General features: G+C 39.8%; 18 protein-coding genes and 1 other annotated feature. All 18 genes read left to right on the top strand.

Translation table 11 applies throughout. From position 1 onward, the window contains the following. The first annotated feature begins 11 nt into the window (after positions 1-11). The 18 genes from ASE01S_RS04170 to pyrE all read left to right on the top strand — a co-directional run bounded on the left by ASE01S_RS04170 (position 12) and on the right by pyrE (position 20,059). A complete protein-coding gene (locus ASE01S_RS04170; protein WP_067838792.1) occupies positions 12-698 on the top strand; it encodes a YggS family pyridoxal phosphate-dependent enzyme in 687 nt (228 codons plus the stop codon). 5 nt (positions 699-703) lie between these two features. Then, positions 704-1,150, top strand: coding sequence for a cell division protein SepF (locus tag ASE01S_RS04165; RefSeq protein ID WP_067838789.1), 447 nt, complete (start codon positions 704-706; stop codon positions 1,148-1,150). Positions 1,151-1,156: 6 nt separating this feature from the next. After that, positions 1,157-1,417 (top strand): YggT family protein, encoded by a 261-nt coding sequence (locus ASE01S_RS04160; RefSeq protein WP_067838786.1) that lies wholly within the window; start codon positions 1,157-1,159, stop codon positions 1,415-1,417. A gap of 9 nt (positions 1,418-1,426) precedes the next feature. Then, a complete protein-coding gene (locus ASE01S_RS04155) occupies positions 1,427-2,206 on the top strand; it encodes a YlmH family RNA-binding protein (protein WP_067838783.1) in 780 nt (259 codons plus the stop codon). Positions 2,207-2,569: 363 nt separating this feature from the next. After that, on the top strand, positions 2,570-3,064 hold the full coding sequence (locus ASE01S_RS04150; RefSeq protein WP_067838780.1) for a DivIVA domain-containing protein: 495 nt from the start codon (positions 2,570-2,572) through the stop codon (positions 3,062-3,064). 81 nt (positions 3,065-3,145) lie between these two features. Continuing rightward, positions 3,146-3,358 (top strand) — a binding site (T-box leader). Between the two features lie 146 nt (positions 3,359-3,504). Further along, on the top strand, positions 3,505-6,252 hold the full coding sequence (gene ileS / locus ASE01S_RS04145) for an isoleucine--tRNA ligase (RefSeq protein ID WP_067838777.1): 2,748 nt from the start codon (positions 3,505-3,507) through the stop codon (positions 6,250-6,252). Positions 6,253-6,717: 465 nt separating this feature from the next. Further along, complete coding sequence (gene lspA / locus ASE01S_RS04140) at positions 6,718-7,185, top strand: signal peptidase II (RefSeq protein ID WP_067838774.1); 468 nt, start codon at positions 6,718-6,720, stop codon at positions 7,183-7,185. Further along, the gene (locus ASE01S_RS04135; RefSeq protein WP_067838770.1) at positions 7,182-8,096 is read left to right on the top strand and encodes an RluA family pseudouridine synthase; all 915 of its coding nucleotides are present in this window, start codon (positions 7,182-7,184) and stop codon (positions 8,094-8,096) included. The genes lspA and ASE01S_RS04135 overlap by 4 nt, the downstream gene beginning before the upstream one ends. Positions 8,097-8,395: 299 nt before the next feature. Then, positions 8,396-8,938: a bifunctional pyr operon transcriptional regulator/uracil phosphoribosyltransferase PyrR gene (gene pyrR, locus ASE01S_RS04130; RefSeq protein WP_157065139.1), complete on the top strand. Its 543-nt coding sequence runs from the start codon at positions 8,396-8,398 to the stop codon at positions 8,936-8,938. Between the two features lie 194 nt (positions 8,939-9,132). Continuing rightward, entirely contained in the window at positions 9,133-10,488 is a 1,356-nt protein-coding gene (locus ASE01S_RS04125; protein WP_067838766.1) for a solute carrier family 23 protein, read from the top strand. Between the two features lie 115 nt (positions 10,489-10,603). Next, complete coding sequence (locus ASE01S_RS04120) at positions 10,604-11,545, top strand: aspartate carbamoyltransferase catalytic subunit (RefSeq protein WP_067838916.1); 942 nt, start codon at positions 10,604-10,606, stop codon at positions 11,543-11,545. Further along, positions 11,499-12,797, top strand: a complete 1,299-nt coding sequence (gene pyrC, locus ASE01S_RS04115) for a dihydroorotase (protein WP_067838764.1) — start codon at positions 11,499-11,501, stop codon at positions 12,795-12,797. The genes ASE01S_RS04120 and pyrC overlap by 47 nt, the downstream gene beginning before the upstream one ends. Continuing rightward, positions 12,782-13,888 (top strand): carbamoyl phosphate synthase small subunit, encoded by a 1,107-nt coding sequence (locus ASE01S_RS04110; RefSeq protein ID WP_067838760.1) that lies wholly within the window; start codon positions 12,782-12,784, stop codon positions 13,886-13,888. The genes pyrC and ASE01S_RS04110 overlap by 16 nt, the downstream gene beginning before the upstream one ends. Beyond that, positions 13,867-17,067 carry a carbamoyl-phosphate synthase large subunit gene (carB, locus tag ASE01S_RS04105; protein WP_067838757.1) on the top strand — a complete coding sequence of 1,067 codons (3,201 nt, stop codon included), beginning with the start codon at positions 13,867-13,869 and terminating at the stop codon, positions 17,065-17,067. Before ASE01S_RS04110 ends, carB begins: the two co-directional genes overlap by 22 nt. Then, positions 17,067-17,834, top strand: a complete 768-nt coding sequence (locus ASE01S_RS04100) for a dihydroorotate dehydrogenase electron transfer subunit (protein ID WP_067838754.1) — start codon at positions 17,067-17,069, stop codon at positions 17,832-17,834. Before carB ends, ASE01S_RS04100 begins: the two co-directional genes overlap by 1 nt. Then, positions 17,834-18,748 (top strand): dihydroorotate dehydrogenase, encoded by a 915-nt coding sequence (locus tag ASE01S_RS04095; RefSeq protein ID WP_281176872.1) that lies wholly within the window; start codon positions 17,834-17,836, stop codon positions 18,746-18,748. Before ASE01S_RS04100 ends, ASE01S_RS04095 begins: the two co-directional genes overlap by 1 nt. Beyond that, on the top strand, positions 18,738-19,442 hold the full coding sequence (pyrF, locus tag ASE01S_RS04090; RefSeq protein WP_067838747.1) for an orotidine-5'-phosphate decarboxylase: 705 nt from the start codon (positions 18,738-18,740) through the stop codon (positions 19,440-19,442). The genes ASE01S_RS04095 and pyrF overlap by 11 nt, the downstream gene beginning before the upstream one ends. Then, positions 19,439-20,059 carry an orotate phosphoribosyltransferase gene (gene pyrE, locus ASE01S_RS04085; RefSeq protein WP_067838744.1) on the top strand — a complete coding sequence of 207 codons (621 nt, stop codon included), beginning with the start codon at positions 19,439-19,441 and terminating at the stop codon, positions 20,057-20,059. The genes pyrF and pyrE overlap by 4 nt, the downstream gene beginning before the upstream one ends. Positions 20,060-20,305: the final 246 nt, after the last annotated feature.

Below are 20,305 nucleotides of genomic sequence, written 5' to 3'. Positions count from 1 at the left end.
GGGAGCAGAATATGCGTGTTACAGATAACTTAACAACCATTCAGCAAATGATTGAAGCAAGTTGTCAGCGCTCGGGCCGTACAGTAGAGGAAATAACCCTGATAGCGGTGACGAAATATGTTACAATAGAACGGACTAAGGAAGTGCTGCAAGCAGGTATTACCAATATTGCAGAAAATCGCGATACAGGATTATCCGAGAAACAGGTAGCTTTAGACGATCCTGCTATCTCTTGGCACTTTATTGGTCAGCTTCAAACCAAAAAAGTAAAAAAAGTTATTAACCAAGTAGATTATTTCCATGCATTAGATCGTCTATCTTTAGCTGAAGAAATAAATAAGCGGGCAGATAAAGTCATTTCATGCTTTGTCCAAGTAAATGTCAGTGGAGAAGAAAGCAAGGCAGGATTGCCGCCAGACGAGTTAGAAATGTTTATTCAACAACTAACTGCCTATCCAAAGATTAAAGTCGTTGGCTTAATGACAATGGCTCCATTTACAGACGACGAATCAATCTTAAGACAGGTATTTCGTCGGCTTCGAGAACTTCGAGACCAAATCCAAGCTAAAGGATATAAACATGCACCTTGCCAAGGGCTGTCGATGGGAATGAGTAATGATTTCCATATTGCCATTGAAGAAGGTGCAACACATATTAGAATTGGCTCCAGTTTAGTTGGAACTGATAAGTTGAGGTGATAAAAGTGAGTATCAAAAACAAATTTCGAACACTATTTTCCGTTGAAGATGAAGAATATTATGAAGAAGAAGAGACGATGCCAGAGGAAGTCGATGAGCTATCACGAAGAAGTGGTAAACACCATAAAAAGGATGTACAAAATGTTGTTAGTCTAAAATCCGTACAAGCTCAGACAAAAGTTGTCTTAGCTGAACCGCGTTCATATGATGATACTCAGGAAATTGCTGATCACGTTGTTAATCGACGTTCTGTTGTGATCAATCTACAACGTGTTGACTATCAGCAAGCGAAACGAATTGTTGACTTTTTAAGTGGAACGGTTTACGCAGTATCAGGTGAAATACAAAAATTAGGTCCTCATACCTTTTTGTGCACACCGGATAATGTAGAGATTACTGGAAGTATTACTCAAGTCATCGAAGATGAAGATGATTTTGAACAAAGGTGGTAGATCGAAATGAGCTTAGAATCATTATTATTTAGACTGCTTAATCTATATCAAATTGCGATTGTGATATATATTTTAATGTCATGGTTTCCAGGAGCAAGAGAGTCAACATTTGGACGATTTCTTGCTAGTATTGTTGAACCCTATCTGGAACCTTTCAGAAGAATTATACCACCTCTTGGAATGCTTGATATTTCGGGGCTTGTCGCAATCTTTGTCTTACAGCTAGCTTTACAAGGCTTATTCGTATTATTAGGATTTTTTAGATAGGAGATCGATATGGAGGTTTATCAGCACTTTCGTAAAGATGAGCAACCATTTATTGATCAGATCTTTAATTGGAAGGATTATGTTGAACAGCGGTTTGTTAGTAAATTCACGGATTTTCTTGATCCTCGGGAACAGCTGATTTTTCAAACTATTATTGGAAATAATGATCAGCTTCAACTGGCCTTTTATGGTGGAATCGATCTTGCAGAACGAAAACAAGCTGTTTTAGCCCCTTATTATGAAGCGATCAATGACGATCACTTTCCTATTTCTGTCCTAAAGGCGAGTTATCCAATGAAGTTTGCTAACATCGAGCACCGTGATGTGATGGGTGCCTTTTTATCATTAGGGTTGATGCGAAAAAAGCTTGGCGATATAATTATTGATCCCAACAAAGGAAAGATACAGCTATGTGTTTCGGCAGATGTCGCGGATTTTGTCAAACTACAACTAACGTCAATTAAGAGAACGAAGCTTCAATTTGAGGCATGCCATCCGGATCAGTTGTTAGCACCATTAGACAAATGGATCACGTATGAAGGGACCATTTCTTCATTACGTCTTGATCTGCTAGTCAAGCATATTTATCGTTATTCTCGGTCTCAGGCTGTTCAATTAATTGAAAAAGGGGATGTGAAGGTAAACTTCAAGGTTATTGACAATCCTGCCTTTATCGTCGAAACAGGAGATGTTTTGTCTTGTCGTGGTAAAGGGCGCAGTCGCTTATTAAATATACTAGGTCAGACGAAAAAAGATAACTGGCGTATTCAATTTCAAATACTAAGCTAACCATACTTTTAAAGCCTCCGGGGGCTGTAAATTTTCAGCGAAAATTTCAAGTGAAGCTCGATAAAGTCTGGGGCGCATGTACAGCTAGACGCTAAGAAAAGGAAGATATCTAGGTTTAGGTATTCAATAATCTAAAGTAGGATAAGCATTGGTGAAAATAATCCAGTCGGGGAATAATGCCATGTTCTGCGATTGATCATACAAAAAGACTCAACATATTAATGGTCATTAGTTCTCCACATAAGATTTGGTGATGAGATTTACCATGATTGCGAAATATCCGTTTCAAGCAGGAGAATTGCCTAATGATGTCGAAATAAATTAAACAATAGAACAACAAGCAGATAAAAGGAGGTGGCCATAGTGCCATTAACACCATTAGACATTCATAATAAAGAGTTTACTCGTGGATTAAGAGGTTATGATCAAGATGAGGTGAACGAATTTTTAGATCAAGTCATTAAGGACTACGAACTAATTATTCGTGAAAAAAAAGATTTACAACGCCAAGTAGAAGAAATGAAAGAAAAATTAAGCCATTTTTCAAATATTGAAGAAACACTTAATAAATCTATTTTAATTGCGCAGCAGACTGCGGAGGATGTAAAAGGAAACGCAACTAAAGAATCAAAATTAATCATTCGTGAAGCTGAGAAAAATGCAGATCGTATTATTAATGATGCTTTGGAAAAGTCAAGACGGATTGAAATAGAAGTGGAAGAATTAAAGAAACAAGCAAAAGTTTTTCAAACACGCTTAAAGATGTTGGTTGAAGCGCAGCTAGAATTGATAGAAAATAGTGATTGGGAATCATTATTTGAAACACAAATTGGTGAGCATGAATTAGAAGAGGATTAGTGACAAATTTGATCACGACTTGACGTAATACGAAATATTACATATAATTTTCATCACGAAGAAGTTAAATTGAATGAAGTCTTATTAGCAATGCGAGGAAGAGTAAGTTGTCTGAAATTTTAAAGCGAATCAGGGATGGTGTGAGCCTGAGAAATGAAACAACCGAAAATCACCCTCAAGCTTCCAAGTTGAACATAATAGTAGGCTTGGACGTTCATCGCGTTACGATGTTAAGTGAGCACTAATCTAAGTAGGGCTAACTAGGGTGGTACCGCGAGTCTTCTCGTCCCTTTTGGGAACAAGAGGACTCTTTTTTATTTTGCTTGATCCGCATTTATCTTAAATGACTAGTCCAGCTAATGTCCACTAGAGAAAGCTTACTTACCGAGTGATAGATAATTTGGATCAATCAAGTCGATTCAATTAAAGGAGGATTAACAATGGATTATAAAGAAACATTATTGATGCCACAAACAGCATTTCCAATGCGTGGTAACTTGCCGAACAAAGAACCAAAATTACAAGAACAGTGGGAAGAAGAGCAGCTCTATCAAAAGGTACAAGAAAGAACGAAGGATCGACCTTTATACATCTTGCATGATGGTCCTCCATATGCTAATGGAGATTTGCATATGGGGCACGCACTAAACAAAATTTTAAAAGACTTTATTGTTAAATATAAGTCAATGACGGGGTATAACGCTCCATATGTGCCTGGTTGGGATACGCATGGTTTACCTATTGAACAGGCACTGGCTAAAAAGAAAGTCGACCGTAAGAAAATGTCTGCTGCTGAATTCAGACAGAAGTGTGCTGAATATGCCTTGAAGCAAGTTGATAATCAACGTACTCAATTTAAGCAACTTGGTGTACGTGGTGATTGGGATCATCCTTATATTACGCTAGATAAAGCTTATGAAGCGGCGCAAATTGAAGTGTTTGGCGAAATGGCTAAGAAGGGTTACATTTATAAAGGACTTAAGCCGGTTTATTGGTCTCCGTCCTCTGAATCCGCACTAGCAGAAGCTGAAATCGAATATCAAGATAAGCGTTCACCGTCTATCTATGTAAAATTTAAAGTTAAAGACGGTGGTGATTTATTAGAAGGTGATGAGAATTTTGTGATTTGGACAACAACACCGTGGACAATTCCAGCAAATTTAGCGATTGCCTTAAATGGAAATTTGGACTATGCTGTTGTATCCGTTAATCAAGAAAAGCTAATTATTGCTCAAGCTTTACTGGAATCAGTGGCTACGGAGTTAGAGTGGACCAACTATCACGTGATCAAAACCTTTAAAGGTCATGAAGCAGAACGTTTAGTGGCACAGCATCCACTTTATGATCGAGAATCTTTGATTATTCTAGGAGAGCACGTGACCACGGATGGAGGAACTGGTCTTGTTCATACAGCGCCAGGACACGGTGAGGATGACTTTTTAGTTGGTAAACAATACGGTTTAGAAGTACTATGTCCAGTTGATGAAAAAGGTGTCTTTACAGATGAAGCGCCTGGCTTTGAGGGACTTTTTTATGATAAAGCAAATAAGCTAATTTCTGAGCAGCTGGAGGCTAACCATGCTCTAATTGCTTTGAAGTTTATTACCCATTCCTACCCACACGATTGGCGAACAAAGAAGCCGGTTATTTATCGAGCAACCAACCAATGGTTTGCATCGATTAAGGATTTTAGAGATGAGATTTTAGCAGAGATTCAACGAATTAATTGGGTGCCAAATTGGGGAGAAACACGTTTGTTTAATATGGTTAGAGATCGAGAAGACTGGTGCATCTCTCGTCAGCGAATTTGGGGTGTTCCGATTCCTGTCTTTTATGGAGAAGATCGTACCCCAATTATTACGGATGAGACCATTAAGCATGTGGCAAGTCTTTTCCGACAACATGGATCTAATATTTGGTTTGAATGGGATGCAAAAGATCTTCTACCAGAAGGGTTTACGTCAGAGCATAGCCCAAATGGTGAATTTACTAAAGAAATGGATATTATGGATGTTTGGTTTGATTCAGGCTCCTCACATCAAGGTGTTTTAGTTGAACGACCTGAGTTACGTCGGCCAGCTGATCTATATTTAGAGGGATCTGACCAGTATCGTGGCTGGTTTAACTCATCACTGTCAACCGCTGTTGCTGTAACTGGCCAAGCGCCTTATAAAACAGTGCTCAGTCATGGTTTTACATTAGATGGTCAGGGACGAAAAATGAGTAAATCAATTGGTAATGTGATTGTTCCATCCAAAATAATTAAACAATATGGGGCAGATATTTTGCGTTTATGGGTGGCATCGGTTGATTATCAAGCTGATGTACGTGTCTCAGATGATATTATTAAACAAACAGCAGAAGGGTATCGGAAGATTCGTAACACCTTCAGATTTTTACTGGGTAATTTAAATGACTTTGACCCAGCACAGCATCAAGTAGCGGAAGCTGACTTAGCCGAAATTGATCGTTACATGCTGCTAAAGCTACAACAGTTGATTGGCAAAGTGAAAACAGCTTATGAGGAATTTGATTTTTCCATGGTTTATCAAGCCATTCACCAATTCTGTTCAATCGAGCTAAGTGCTTTTTACTTAGACTATGCTAAGGATATTCTTTATATTGAAGCAGTAGGTCATCGTAGACGTCGCTCAATTCAAACGGTATATTACGAGATGGTTCAGAGCTTAGTGCAATTGGTTGCTCCGATCCTTACTCATACAGCAGAAGAGGTATGGAGCTATATCCCTGCAAAAGAAGCTGCGTTTGTCCAACTGACTGATATGCCTTCCGTGAAGAAAATAGCAAACAGTCAAGGTTTATTGGAAAAATGGGATCATTTTATGGCTGTACGTGATGATATATTAAAAGCTTTAGAAGAAGCAAGAGCAGACAAAGTAATTGGAAAATCTTTAGAGGCTAAGCTAACGATTCGTGCTCTAGATGAAAATACGAAAGCCTTGTTAGAGGATATTGATCGATTAGATCAGCTCTTTATTGTATCCAAAGTTGACCTTATCGACACAGAACAGATGGCAAATAGCTATAACTATGTCGAAGTAAAGGTAGAGAAATATGATGCAGAAAAATGTGAACGGTGCTGGGTTGCCTCAGACACTGTCGGTGAGCATAAACACCATCCAACACTTTGTTTACGTTGTGCAGAAATAGTAGAAAACCACTATTAAAAAATTGAAAGCAATCAGAGATGGGCTGCACCCAATCTTCGGATCAGTGACTGATGATTGGTAATCTAGCTTGAACTACTCTGATTGCTTTTTAACTGTTTTTTAGACAACTTAGCTTACAGTACCTAGCATGAGAATATGTCTAACGTTCAGTGTGGGAGAGAGGAAGCTGACTAAGTTCGCGTGTCGCAATGTCTGCACGAGCACATCCTATGCGTTGAAAACCCCCACTGAACGAAGTTTAGTTTTGTAAGCATTTCGCGTCATGGACAAAGAGGGTGTATTGTTTTTTCTGACGTGTGGTTTGTGTAGAAAAGAAGGCCAAATCAAAGAGAGTAGCTGAGTGCTCCGACAAGCTCTAACAAAATCCGCTTTCACTTAATTTCTACAAACTATTTTTATGCAATGCTAATCAGTCTATGGTAAAATGCTAAAGAATGATGTTATAGAAATGGAGGCCCTTCAATGCGTTATTATTTGATTGCATTGTGTATCATTGTGCTGGATCAATTAACAAAGTGGTGGATTATCGCAAATATGGAAATTGGTGAAAGCATTAAAATAATTGAGAATGTGCTGTACATAACCTCTCACCGAAACCCAGGGGCAGCTTGGGGTATACTAGAGGGGCAAATGATTTTCTTTTATATTATAACCCTTATTGTGATTGGTGCAATTGTTTATTATATGAAAAAGTTTGCTGAAGAAAGTAAATGGAATGGTTTTGCCTTAGCTCTTGTTTTAGGTGGGGCAATTGGTAATTTTATCGATCGGATAAGGTTCCAAGAGGTTGTTGATTTTATTAATGTTTATATTGGCTCTTATAATTTTCCAATTTTTAATGTAGCTGATTTATCATTGGTGGTTGGAGTTAGTTTAATTGCAATAATGACGATAAGGGAAGAGTTACGAAAGGGACGAGCAAAGAAATGATTTCAGGAGAGCATGTTGTTTCAACCGAGGAGGCAAGTACTAGATTAGATAAATTGTTAACGACGATCTTATCTGACTTATCTCGGGCACAAATTCAAAACTGGATAAAAGATGGCCATGTTTTAGTTAATCAAAAGGTCGTGAAAAGCAACTACCGATGTGAGGCTGGTGCACAGATTACATGGCAGGAGCCGGAGCCAGAGCGATTAGAAATACAACCAGAAAATATTGAGCTAGACATTATCTTTCAGGATCAAGATTTGCTGGTGGTCAATAAGCCAAAGGGTATGGTGGTGCATCCATCAGCAGGACACTATTCTGGCACACTCGTAAATGCCCTGCTTTACCATTGTGATGATTTATCTGGGATTAATGGCGTCATTCGACCGGGTATTGTCCATCGTATCGATCGAGATACAAGCGGTTTACTCATGGTAGCCAAAAACGACTTTACCCACCAAGGACTAGCCGATCAACTCAAAAATAAGACAGTAAAGCGATCTTATTTAGCCCTTGTTCATGGTGCTATACCACATGAATATGGGACGATAGAAGCTCCCATTGCAAGAAATCCTCAAGATCGTCAAAGTATGGCAGTCGTTACAGGTGGAAGAGAAGCAGTGACACACTTTGAAGTTCTTGAACGGATTAATCAGCAATATACCCTAGTAAAATGTGTATTAGAGACGGGGCGCACCCATCAAATTCGGGTGCATATGAAATATATTGGTTTTCCACTTGTAGGTGATCCGAAATATGGTCAACGTAAAACGTTATCAGCTAATGGACAAGCACTACATGCTCAGGAGCTTGGTTTTGAGCATCCAAGAACAAAAGAGTGGCTACAGTTTAATGTTGAACCTCCAAAAGAATTTGACGAGCTATTGAAAAAAGTTCGCCAAACCCATTGACTTTCAAAATGAAGTTTGAAATAATGAGTAAAGAATAAAATAACCTTTAAATACAGTCCCGTGAGGCTGAAAAGGAATGACTTAACTGCTTTAGATATCAAACATATATCTAAATCCCTTTTCTGTACACGGAAAAGGGATTTTTTGGTATGTGAGAAAGTTAAAGGAGTGGATCAGCTCCAACGCCTCATACGGGTGTTCCAACTTTCTAAATTAAGTCAATAAATAGAAGATGGCATTAACTTTACTTGGTAAACGAAATGTCAATCGGGTTATTTTAGTATAGGGGGCAGTGAACGGTGAAACAAAAAGCGATGATATTAGATCAGCCTGCCATTAATCGAGCTTTAACTCGAATTGCGCACGAAATATTAGAGCGTAATAAAGGTGTTGACCATCTAATGCTTGTCGGTATTAAGACAAGAGGCGTACCATTAGCGGAACGTTTACGTCAAAAGATTAAAACAATTGAGGGAGTAGATGTACCGATTGAGGAGGTCGATATTACATTATATCGAGATGATCTAACCTATGCAGCTGATCGCGGAGAACCCTTAGTTAATCGTGCGGATTTTAAGGGGAATATAAATGGGAAGAAGGTTATTCTTGTTGATGATGTGCTTTATACTGGCAGGACAGTAAGAGCAGCAATGGATGCACTAATCGATTTCGGAAGACCAGCCCAAATTCAACTGGCTGTATTAGTCGATCGTGGTCATAAGGAATTGCCAATTAGAGCAGATTATATTGGTAAAAATATTCCGACTTCGCAGGATGAAATTGTCGTCGTTAATTTGGCGGAAATAGATGATACAGATTTCGTTAGTATCTTTCAAAAATAAATCGAAACCTTTAAGTAAGTCCCGTGAGGCTTGCAAGGTTGTTAAGGGATACGTGTATACATTTAGCACGTCTACCTCTTTGCGACTTTGCAAAGAGGTTTTTTTATGGATTAAACGAGATGGAAGTCATAGTACCAATAAAAACACTAATTAAACTTTTAATCATTGATTGTAAGCGTGAGGAGGATGTCATTATGGAAAGATTAGATATGGTTATGGATGTAGGAGATATTCCTAAAAAATCAAAATGGTTTATGCTGAGTTTGCAGCATTTGTTTGCAATGTTTGGCTCAACAGTACTGGTTCCTTTTTTAACAGGGTTATCACCATCAGTTGCACTAATTTCAAGTGGGTCTGGTACACTTGCTTATCTACTCATTACTAAAGGGAAAATTCCAGCTTATTTAGGCTCAAGCTTTGCATTCATTACACCATTGACAGTGGCTATTGCTGGTGGCGGTGTGCCAACTGCGATGATTGGTAGCTTCTTGGCAGGGATTTCCTATGGTTTAATTGCCTTATTAATTGGATCGTTTGGCTTAGATTGGATCATGAAAGTACTACCACCGGTAGTAGTAGGTCCCGTTATTGTGGTCATTGGTTTAGGTCTAGCTCCTACTGCCATTGATATGGCGATGAACGTTGATGGGAATTACAGTGGTACTTACTTCACAGTTGCGCTCTTTACCTTAGCTGTAACAGTGATTGGTTCCCTTTTCTTTAAAGGCTTCTTCGGACTTGTACCGATCTTAATTGGTATTATTTCTGGATATAGTTTGTCTCTAATTTTAGGAATTGTAGATACTTCAGCTATTAGTGAAAGCTGGTCAGCCATTGTTAATGCTGATTCAATAGGTGCTTTTTTCTCAGCCATCTTCATCATGCCGGATTTTGTTATTCCATTTGTTCATTATTCACCATTTAGTGTGATGAGCTGGAGTATTGCCGCAGTTATGATCCCTGTCTCCATTGTTACAATTGCTGAGCATATTGGTGATCAGATGGTCTTATCTAATGTTGTTGGTAGAAACTTTGTTAAAGAACCAGGCCTCCACCGTTCTATTTTGGGTGATGGTGTAGCAACAATGATTTCTGCATGCTTAGGGGGACCACCAAACACAACATACGGTGAAAATATCGGTGTGTTGGCTATTACACGAATCTTTAGTGTATTTGTTATTGGTGGTGCGGCAGTGTTAGCGATTTGCTTCGGCTTTATTGGAATCATATCAGATATTATTTCTTCTATACCATCGCCAGTTATGGGGGGCGTATCTATCCTATTATTCGGGATCATTGCATCAAGTGGTCTACGTATGCTTGTTGATAATCAAGTTAACTTAGCCCAAAATCGCAATTTAATTATTACAGCGATCATCTTAGTTATTGGAATTGGTGGCGCGATTGTGCGTTTTTCAATCTTTGATGTGAATGTCGAGATTTCTGGCATGGCACTAGCTGCAATTATTGGTGTTATTTTAAATCTTATTTTACCAGGTAAAGAGTTAGCCAATGGAGAAAAAGAAAAAGCAATAGTAAAAGAGGACTAGCAAAGGATTTTCTGCTAGTCCTTTTTATCAAAAAGTATGGGTATGGGAGAAGGTTAAGTCCTTGCCTATGAATTTAGAAAAACAGTCTAACAAAACAAATCAAGAGGTGACGCTGATGAATCATTTTGTCTCCATGAAGGATCTGAGTGCAGGAGAAATTCAGCAATTAATCAAGCTTGCTGAGCAATATGAGCGTGGTCAATATTCTAATTTGACAAAAGAAGGTAAACGTTTTGTTGCCAACCTTTTTTATGAGCCGAGCACACGAACGAAAATGAGCTTTGAAGTAGCAGAGAAGAAACTAGGACTAGAGATCCTTGATTTCCATTGTGACAGCTCAAGTGAGCAAAAGGGTGAAAGTATTTACGATACGGCTAAAACATTTAGCTCAATAGGGGCAGAGGCATTAATTATCCGTCATCCAGTCGATAATCAAGTCCAGCTATTAGCAGAGCAATTACCTGTGCCTGTCATCAATGCTGGGGATGGTAAGGGAGAGCATCCAACCCAATCCTTACTTGATTTGTATACCATGTATAAGGAATTTAGCTATTTTAAAGATTTAAAAGTTTTAATGATTGGTGATATTCTTCATAGTCGAGTTGCCCGTTCAAATGCATTAGCCCTCAAAACGCTAGGAGCAGAAGTCTTTCTTTCTTGTCCGAAGGAATGGCAGGATCCCAATATTGACTATCCATATCTAGATCTTGATGAAGCGATTGAACATTGCGATGTTGCTATGTTACTAAGGATCCAACTAGAGCGACATCAGCATCAGACAAATTTATCTGCTCAACAATATTTAGCCCGCTATGGCTTGACTAAAGAGCGAGAACAGAGAATGAAGTCAAATGCAATTATTATGCACCCTGCACCAGTTAATCGAAATGTTGAGATCGAGGATTGTTTGGTAGAGTGCGAGCGCTCTCGTATTTTTAAACAAATGGAGTATGGCGTTTATACGCGAATGGCTGTATTAAATATGCTACTAAACAAGGGGGATGAAGCAGTTGGCGAAAATCATCAAACAATGTATGCACATGCACAGCAATGGTGAGATCGAGTCGGTTGATATCAAGATAGAAAAAGGAAAAATTATAGAAATAGCTGCAGAGATAGGATCTAATCAAGATGACGACTTGATCGATGGGAAAAACAAATGGATTGCACCTGGTTTTATTGATGTTCATGTCCATTTAAGAGAACCAGGAGGTGAGCAAAAAGAGACGATTGTAACCGGTACTAGGGCAGCGGCAGCTGGTGGCTTTACTACAATCTGTGCGATGCCGAACACAAACCCTGTTCCTGATCATGTTGAGGCACTATCTAGCCTATTAAAGGTCATTCATGACCAAGCCGTTGTCAATGTGCTACCATATGCCTCTATTACTAAAGGCTTAAAAGGTAAAGAACTAGTTGACTTCTCAAGCTTAGCGGCAGCAGGCGCATTTGCATTTACTGATGACGGTGTAGGTATTCAATCAGCTGGTGATATGATGCTTGCGATGCAGCGAGCTAACCAAATAAATCGCCCCATTGTGGCGCATTGTGAGGATAATCGTCTAATTAATAATGGAAGTGTCCATCAAGGAGAAGTTAGTCAAAGACTTGGTTTAAATGGCATTCCATCTGTATGTGAATCAACACAAATCGCACGAGATGTTTTATTAGCGGAAGCGACTGGATCTCATTATCACGTATGCCATGTTAGTACGAAAGAATCTGTTCGAGTCATCCGTGATGCCAAACGGGCTGGAATTTCCGTTACAGCGGAAGTATCGCCACACCATTTATTATTAAATGAGACAGATATTCAAACTCCAGATTCCAACTACAAAATGAATCCACCGCTAAGAGGGGTGGCAGATCAGGCAGCTTTATGGGAAGGACTAAAGGACGGGACCATTGATTTTATTGCAACAGATCATGCTCCTCATACCAAAGAGGAAAAATCAAACACAATCGATTTGGCCCCATTTGGAATCGTTGGTTTGGAAACAGCCTTTGCTTTATTACACACGCACTTTGTTAAGACCGAAAAATGTACCTTAACAGAATTAATCGAATGGCTGACAATCAAGCCGGCACAAGTGTTTAACTTAGCTAAAGGAAGAATTGAACTTGGTGCTGATGCTGATCTGGTTTTGTTAGATTTAGAGAAAAAGTGGACCATTGACGCTAACCAGTTTGAGTCAAAAGGACGAAATACGCCATTTAATCAATGGAATGTTATTGGAAAGCCAGTTATGACCATCGTTAATGGCCAAATTGTTTATCAAGAGGGGGAAAGCTCATGTATCGACAATTAATTTTGGAAGATGGAACCATTTTTACCGGAGCGGCTTTCGGAGCAATGGAGCAGTATCATGGTGAAATCGTGTTTAATACCGGTATGACTGGTTACCAGGAGATATTATCAGATCCTTCTTACTGTGGTCAAATGGTTACCATGACGTATCCGTTAATTGGAAATTATGGCATCAATCGTGATGACTTTGAATCCATTCAGCCATCGATTCATGGTTTAATTGTCAAAGAATGGTGTCAACAGCCATCTAATTTTCGTAGTGAGCAAACGTTAGATACCTTTTTAGCTGCAAAAGGTATTCCTGGTATTGCCGGGATTGATACAAGACGATTGGCCAAATTGATTCGAAACCATGGCACGATGCGGGCTATTCTAACCAAACCGAATTCACAGCTCACATTTGATCAGGTTAGCTTTCAAACGCCACTGACCAATCAAGTCCAGCTTGTCTCGACCCAAAATCCATATGTTGTCCCAGGAAGAGGCTATCGAATTGTCTTAGTTGATTTTGGAATGAAGCATGGGATATTACGTGATCTAACTAAGCGTCATTGTCATGTAACGGTCGTACCTTATTCATACTCGGCTCAAGATATTTTAGCCCTTAAGCCAGACGGGATCATGCTAACAAATGGCCCTGGTGATCCTAAAGATGTCCCTCAAGCTATCGTCATGATTAAGGAACTGCTAGGTAAAGCTCCAATCTTCGGAATTTGCTTGGGTCATCAACTATTAGCTTTAGCCTGTGGTGCCAATACAGAAAAAATGAAGTTTGGTCATCGTGGATCCAACCATCCTGTCAAAGATCTAAAGCTAAACCGAACTTACTTAACCTCTCAAAACCATGGTTATGCCGTTACGGCTTCATCAATTGACCATACTGATTTAGTGTTAACCCATATTGCTATTAACGATAATTCCGTTGAAGGCATCCGCCATCGTTATTACCCTGCCTTTTCCGTACAGTATCATCCGGAAAGCTCACCAGGACCAGAGGATACAAGTTATTTATTTGATCAATTTATCGAACAGATTAAATCATTTAAGCAACAATCCAAGGGGGTAAATACATGCCAAAGCGTACAGATATAGAGAAAATACTTGTTATTGGTTCAGGGCCAATTATAATCGGACAAGCTGCCGAATTTGACTATTCTGGTACACAAGCCTGTCAAGCGCTAAAAGAAGAAGGCTACACAGTTATACTTGCCAATTCAAATCCAGCCACAATTATGACCGATCATACGGTAGCAGATACCGTTTATATGGAGCCTTTAACGGTAGAATTTATTGCTAAAATTATCCGTAAAGAAAGACCTGATGCCATTTTACCAACACTAGGTGGTCAGACAGGCTTAAATTTAGCGATGGCTTTAAAGCAGAGTGGCATATTAGAACAATATCCAACTGAAATGCTTGGAACATCCTTAGATGCCATTCAACTAGCAGAGGATCGGGAAAAATTCCGACAATTAATGAAAGAATTAGGTGAACCTGTTCCTGAAAGTGAAATTGTCACCACAGTTGAACAAGCGGTCCAATTTGCCGCTAGTATCGGTTATCCATTAATTGTACGACCTGCCTACACATTAGGTGGAACGGGCGGGGGAATGTGTCATAACGAGGAGGAACTGCGCAATATTACACGAGCAGGCTTGACCTTATCCCCTGTTAATCAATGCTTAATTGAACGGAATATTGCAGGATATAAAGAAATTGAATACGAAGTCATGCGTGACCACCATGATCAAGCCATCGTCGTCTGTAACATGGAAAATATTGATCCAGTAGGCATTCATACAGGTGATTCGATTGTTGTTGCACCATCGCAAACCTTAAGTGATCGTGAATATCAATTATTACGTAACGCTTCCTTAAAGATCATTCGGGCATTAGAAATTGAAGGTGGATGTAATGTTCAGCTCGCCCTTGATCCTAATAGCTTTGACTACTATATTATTGAAGTTAACCCTCGAGTTAGTCGGTCATCTGCTTTAGCATCAAAGGCTACAGGTTACCCAATTGCCAAAATTGCAGCCAAAATTGCAGTTGGCTTAACTTTAGATGAGATTAAAAATCCAATTACACAGACAACCTTTGCCGCATTTGAGCCGGCCCTTGACTATATCGTCACTAAATTCCCACGTTTTCCTTTTGATAAGTTTACATCAGGTAATCGAACTTTAGGAACGCAGATGAAAGCTACAGGGGAAGTCATGGCAATTGGCCGAAGCTTTGAAGAAGCATTCTTAAAGGGGATTCGATCGCTTGACTTTAGTGGAGAGGATTTTTATTTAGCAGAGCTTGCCAAGCTAACTGTAGCAGAGTTAAAGACACGAGCGGTCAAAGCTGATGACCAGCGTGTGTTTGTCTTGGCAGAGCTATTGCGTAAAGGTATTTCAATAGAAGAACTCTACCAATTAACAAAAATTGATCATTACTTTTTAGCTAAAATAGCGCGGATCATTACATTTGAACAAGAATTACAGCAGCATGGACTAGATCAGGAATATCTTACTTTCGCCAAACAGCTTGGCTTTTCAGATGCTCAGATTTCTCGAATTGTTGAATGGCCTGAGGATGAGATCTATCAAACAAGAATGGCAGCTGGAATTAAGCCTGTTTATAAGATGGTTGATACATGTGCAGCTGAATTTGAGTCAGCAACTCCTTACTTTTATAGTAGCTATGAAGATGAGCAGGAATCACTCGTGTCGGACAAACCCAAGGTGATTGTAATTGGCTCTGGACCTATCCGAATTGGTCAAGGGATTGAGTTCGATTACGCTACCGTGCACTCCGTTTTAGCATTAAAAGAGTTAGGCTATCAAGCTATTATTATGAATAGTAATCCTGAAACAGTTTCAACTGATTTTAGTATATCGGATAAGCTTTACTTCGAACCTCTAACTCTAGAAGATGTGATGCACGTCGTCGAACTAGAAAAACCACTAGGTGTCATCGTCCAGTTTGGTGGCCAAACCGCTATTAATTTAGCCGACGGGTTAGAGCGTCGTGGTGTGGAGATATTAGGGACGACCCTGTCCGCCATTGATTGTGCAGAAGACCGTGATAAATTTGAACAAATGTTGAATCAACTTAAAATCCCTCAGCCTAAAGGTGAAACGGTAAGAGATATTCATGAGGCAATCGCGGTTGCCGATAAGATTGGCTATCCAGTGCTTGTCCGTCCATCCTATGTTATTGGGGGGAGCCAAATGGAGATTGTCTATAGTAAGGCAGAGCTTTCTTACTACCTTGAGAAAACAGTCCATATTAAGCATAAGCATCCCGTCTTAATCGATAAATATTTAACAGGAATCGAGGTTGAGGTCGATGCGATTAGTGATGGAAAGGTTACTGTCATTCCAGGGATCATGGAGCACATTGAGCGAGCAGGCGTACACTCTGGTGATTCTATTGCTGTTTATCCTACCCAACGAATATCAGAGCATATCAAGCAGGAATTGATTAACACGACCATTCTTATTGCAGAAAGCATGCAAATTAAAGGTTTAATTAATATTCAATTTGTGGTGCATAAGCAACAGGTCTTCGTCCTCGAAGTAAACCCGAGAGCAAGTCGAACCATCCCATTTTTAAGTAAGATTACTGGCGTAACAATGGCTAACTTGGCAACACGAGCGATCATGGGTGAATCATTGACAGATTTAGGCTATCAAAATGGCATTCTACCAGAGCCAGACAATGTGTCTGTGAAAGTCCCAGTTTTTTCATTTGAAAAATTGAGAAGTGTAGATACCATCTTAGGTCCAGAAATGAAGTCAACAGGTGAAGCAATTGGCAGGGATAAGACATTATCAAAAGCATTATTTAAAGGTCTTTTAGCTTCTGGACTAAAAATCCCCTTTGAAGGAGCCGTATTAATTACCGTTGCAGATAAGGACAAGGAGGAGGCTTTTGAGATTGCTAACCGCTTTTCCTTGTTAGGGTTTCAAATTTATGCCACGTTTGGGACGGCCCAGTATTTGCAGGAAAGATCACTAGCTGTGACTCAAATTGGCAAAATTGGGACACAAGAAGACAACGTCCTATCGATTATTGAGCAGAATAGGGTTCAATTTGTTGTTAACACAATCACCTCTGGTAAAAAGCCACAGTCCGATGGTTTTCGGATTAGACGTGAAGCTGTCGAGCATGGCATAGCTTGTTTAACGAGTCTAGATACGGCTCGAGCCATTCTTGATGTCATTGATTCAACAACTTTTTCTGCCCAACCAATAGTTCAAAATCAGGAGGTTATTCGTTAATGAACCAAATCGATGCTAGCGTATGCCATCTTGAAAACATTGCACATGCAACCTTTAAGCTTGTCGTTAAAGTCGACCATGAATACCTATCTTTTATTAGACCTGGACAATTTGTTCATATCCAGATTGGTCAGGGATATGAACATATGCTCCGTCGTCCTATTTCTATTGCTGATTTTGACCTTGAGACAGGACAGTTAACCGTCATCTTTAAAGTAATCGGCGAAGGAACTCGCAAGCTATCAGAATTAACGGAAGGATCAGTGATTAATCTGCTCCTTCCGTTAGGACAGGGCTACCCGATCCAACAGCTCTCCTTAAAAAAAGCGCTATTAATTGGAGGTGGTATTGGCGTCCCTCCACTCTATTTGTTAGCTAAGCAATTAGTGGATAGAGGTGTTTCGGTTACAACTGTTATAGGTTTTCAAACAAAAGACGACGTTTTTTATCATGAGGAATTTAGTCAATTGGGGAAATGCTATGTTACAACAAATGATGGTAGCTATCAGCATAAAGGCTTTGTGACAGATATCATTAATCTTGAACAGCTTACAGCTGACTACTATTTTAGTTGTGGACCAACCGCTATGCTCAAAGCTGTTCAGTCGACCATGGTAAATTGCCCGGGTTATCTTTCATTAGAAGAGCGAATGGGCTGTGGAATTGGTGCCTGTTATGCATGTGTCATCTCAAATGCTGAGCAGACAGCCTACAAAAAAATTTGTCAAGATGGACCAGTCTTTGCAGCAAGTGAGGTGAGCCTATGATCGATTTAACAGTCGAATTACCAGGATTAAAGCTGAAAAACCCAATTATGCCAGCATCAGGCTGTTTTAGCTTTGGGCAAGAATACAATCAATTTTATTCGTTGAATAAGCTTGGTGCAATTATGATTAAAGCTGCCACTCAGGAACCACGCTTAGGAAATCCTACTCCGCGAGTAGCTGAAACACATGCGGGCATGCTTAATGCGATTGGTTTACAAAATCCAGGCGTTACTACTATTATTGAGGAGCAATTACCATTTTTGCAGTCATTTGACCTACCTATCATTGCTAATATTGCGGGGAGTTCAATTGAGGAATATGTGTATGTGGCCAAAACCTTGAGTGACAGTGCAGCTGTGGCTGCACTTGAATTAAATATTTCTTGTCCAAATGTTAAAGAGGGTGGGGTTCAATTTGGCACCGATCCTCATATCGCTGCTGAAGTGACCAGAAGAGTTAAAGAAGTTAGTAAAGTTCCTGTCTATGTTAAATTATCTCCGAATGTTACTGATATCGTGGAAATAGCTTTGGCAGTAGAAGCAGCGGGGGCAGATGGTTTATCAATGATTAACACGCTAACGGGTATGAAGATAGATCTTGATACTCGTAAGCCGTTGCTAGCTAATCAAGTTGGCGGGCTATCAGGACCAGCGATTAAACCCATTGCCATCCGAATGATTTATCAGGTATATCAAGCAGTTAAGATCCCGATTATTGGTATGGGGGGCATCGTTACCGCTACCGATGTTATCGAATATTTATTAGCAGGTGCAAGTGCAGTGGCGATCGGTACGGCTAATTTCCAGAACCCGCTGGTATGTTCAGATATTATTGATCAACTACCATCATGCTTAACGGAATACGGCTTTACATCAATCAAAGACGTGATTGGGGGAGGACATGATGATAACTAGTTCTATGTATTTAGCTTTAGATTTCCCTGATTGGCAGCAAACCGAGCAATTTTTAATTACCAATCAACTTAATGAAGTGCCGGTAAAGGTGGGCATGGAGCTTTTTTATCGAGAAGGTGCTGAGGTGATTAAACGATTAAGAGATCGTGGTCATCCAGTTTTTCTTGATATAAAGCTTCATGATATCCCAACCACGATATACAAAGCGATGAAGAATGTAGCCAAACTAGATGTTGAACTTACTAACGTCCATAGTCTAGGCGGAGCAGAAATGATTAAAGCGGCTAAGGCTGGACTACTAGATGGGGGGGCAGGTCATCAAACCAAGTTATTAGCTGTTACAATCTTAACCTCAATGACCGGAGTAATGCTAAGAGAAGAGTTACGTATCGATGAACCATTAGCAGATACAGTCGTTCATTTAGCAGAGCTTAGTCAAAGTAATGGTGCAGATGGTGTGGTGTGCTCTCCGCTTGAAGTAGAGTTAATTAAAAATCAAGTTGGGCCCAAGTTTTTAACTGTGACGCCTGGTATTCGCTTAGCCAAAGATGACATGAATGAGCAAAAACGGATTGCCACACCTGCGAAAGCACGGGCACTAGGGGCAGATGCAATTGTCATTGGTCGGAGCATTACACAAGCGGATCAGCCCAAACAAGCCTATTTAGTAGCAGAAAAGGAGTGGACTGTATGACATTAGCGACCGAAATTGCGTCAAGTTTATTTGAGATAAAAGCTGTCCAAATTAAATCAGACTGTTCATTTACGTGGACCTCTGGCATTAAGTCACCTATTTATTGTGACAATCGCCTAACATTAGCTTATCCAGCCATTAGAAAGAAGATATGTACAGGGTTTGTTGAATCAATTAAACAATTAAAGCTACAGCCAGATGTTATTGCTGGTTGTGCTACGGCAGGTATACCACATGCTGCATGGTTAGCAGAGCAATTGGAATTGCCGATGGCTTATGTAAGAGGCAAAGCTAAAGCACATGGCAAAGGTAATCAAATTGAAGGGCGAATCGAGTCAGGTCAAAAAGTAATCGTTATTGAAGACTTAATTTCAACAGGAGGTTCTGCCTTGGAAGCCGTGCGTGCTATCCAAGCTATTGGAGCAGAGGTAGTAAGTGTTTTAGCTATCTTCAGTTACGGGCTAACAAAAGCACAACAAGCCTTTGCTAAAGTGGGTGTTCCTTGTTATACTTTAACGGATTTTGATCAGTTGATTCATTTTTTAAAACTGAATCAGACTTTGACACCGGAAGAAGGCGTGCAATTACTATCTTGGCGAGATCAATTAGGGCAGTAGTGAAAGAAGAAAAAAAAAACTGTTCGACAACATTCTATTAGATAAAGTTAAACGGCATGAACCTAATTCAATACTAGGTTCATGCCTGAGAACGATTAATGCGTTTTATCGCAGTGTAACTGGTTGGAGCTGCGATTTGAGCCTCCCGCTTCAAAAAATAAGGGAACATGTTATGTCTAAGTGGGAATCCAACAGCCAGTAACGGCTCGATTGGTTGAACTAACATTCAGTGGGGGAGGAATTAGA

The organism is Amphibacillus sediminis NBRC 103570, assembly GCF_001552275.1.
Classification (GTDB): Bacteria; Bacillota; Bacilli; order Bacillales; family Amphibacillaceae; genus Amphibacillus_B; species Amphibacillus_B sediminis.
This window is presented reverse-complemented; position numbering and strand designations above follow the sequence as displayed.

What these genes read in the sequence shown, in the direction of transcription:
- ASE01S_RS04170 (WP_067838792.1), top strand. Translation starts at nt 12, where the DNA reads ATGCGTGTTACAGATAACTTAACAACCATTCAGCAAATGATTGAAGCA.
- ASE01S_RS04160 (WP_067838786.1), top strand. Translation starts at nt 1,157, where the DNA reads ATGAGCTTAGAATCATTATTATTTAGACTGCTTAATCTATATCAAATT.
- ASE01S_RS04155 (WP_067838783.1), top strand. Translation starts at nt 1,427, where the DNA reads ATGGAGGTTTATCAGCACTTTCGTAAAGATGAGCAACCATTTATTGAT.
- ileS (WP_067838777.1), top strand. Translation starts at nt 3,505, where the DNA reads ATGGATTATAAAGAAACATTATTGATGCCACAAACAGCATTTCCAATG.
- lspA (WP_067838774.1), top strand. Translation starts at nt 6,718, where the DNA reads ATGCGTTATTATTTGATTGCATTGTGTATCATTGTGCTGGATCAATTA.
- ASE01S_RS04135 (WP_067838770.1), top strand. Translation starts at nt 7,182, where the DNA reads ATGATTTCAGGAGAGCATGTTGTTTCAACCGAGGAGGCAAGTACTAGA.
- ASE01S_RS04125 (WP_067838766.1), top strand. Translation starts at nt 9,133, where the DNA reads ATGGAAAGATTAGATATGGTTATGGATGTAGGAGATATTCCTAAAAAA.
- ASE01S_RS04120 (WP_067838916.1), top strand. Translation starts at nt 10,604, where the DNA reads ATGAATCATTTTGTCTCCATGAAGGATCTGAGTGCAGGAGAAATTCAG.
- ASE01S_RS04110 (WP_067838760.1), top strand. Translation starts at nt 12,782, where the DNA reads ATGTATCGACAATTAATTTTGGAAGATGGAACCATTTTTACCGGAGCG.
- carB (WP_067838757.1), top strand. Translation starts at nt 13,867, where the DNA reads ATGCCAAAGCGTACAGATATAGAGAAAATACTTGTTATTGGTTCAGGG.
- ASE01S_RS04100 (WP_067838754.1), top strand. Translation starts at nt 17,067, where the DNA reads ATGAACCAAATCGATGCTAGCGTATGCCATCTTGAAAACATTGCACAT.
- pyrF (WP_067838747.1), top strand. Translation starts at nt 18,738, where the DNA reads ATGATAACTAGTTCTATGTATTTAGCTTTAGATTTCCCTGATTGGCAG.
- pyrE (WP_067838744.1), top strand. Translation starts at nt 19,439, where the DNA reads ATGACATTAGCGACCGAAATTGCGTCAAGTTTATTTGAGATAAAAGCT.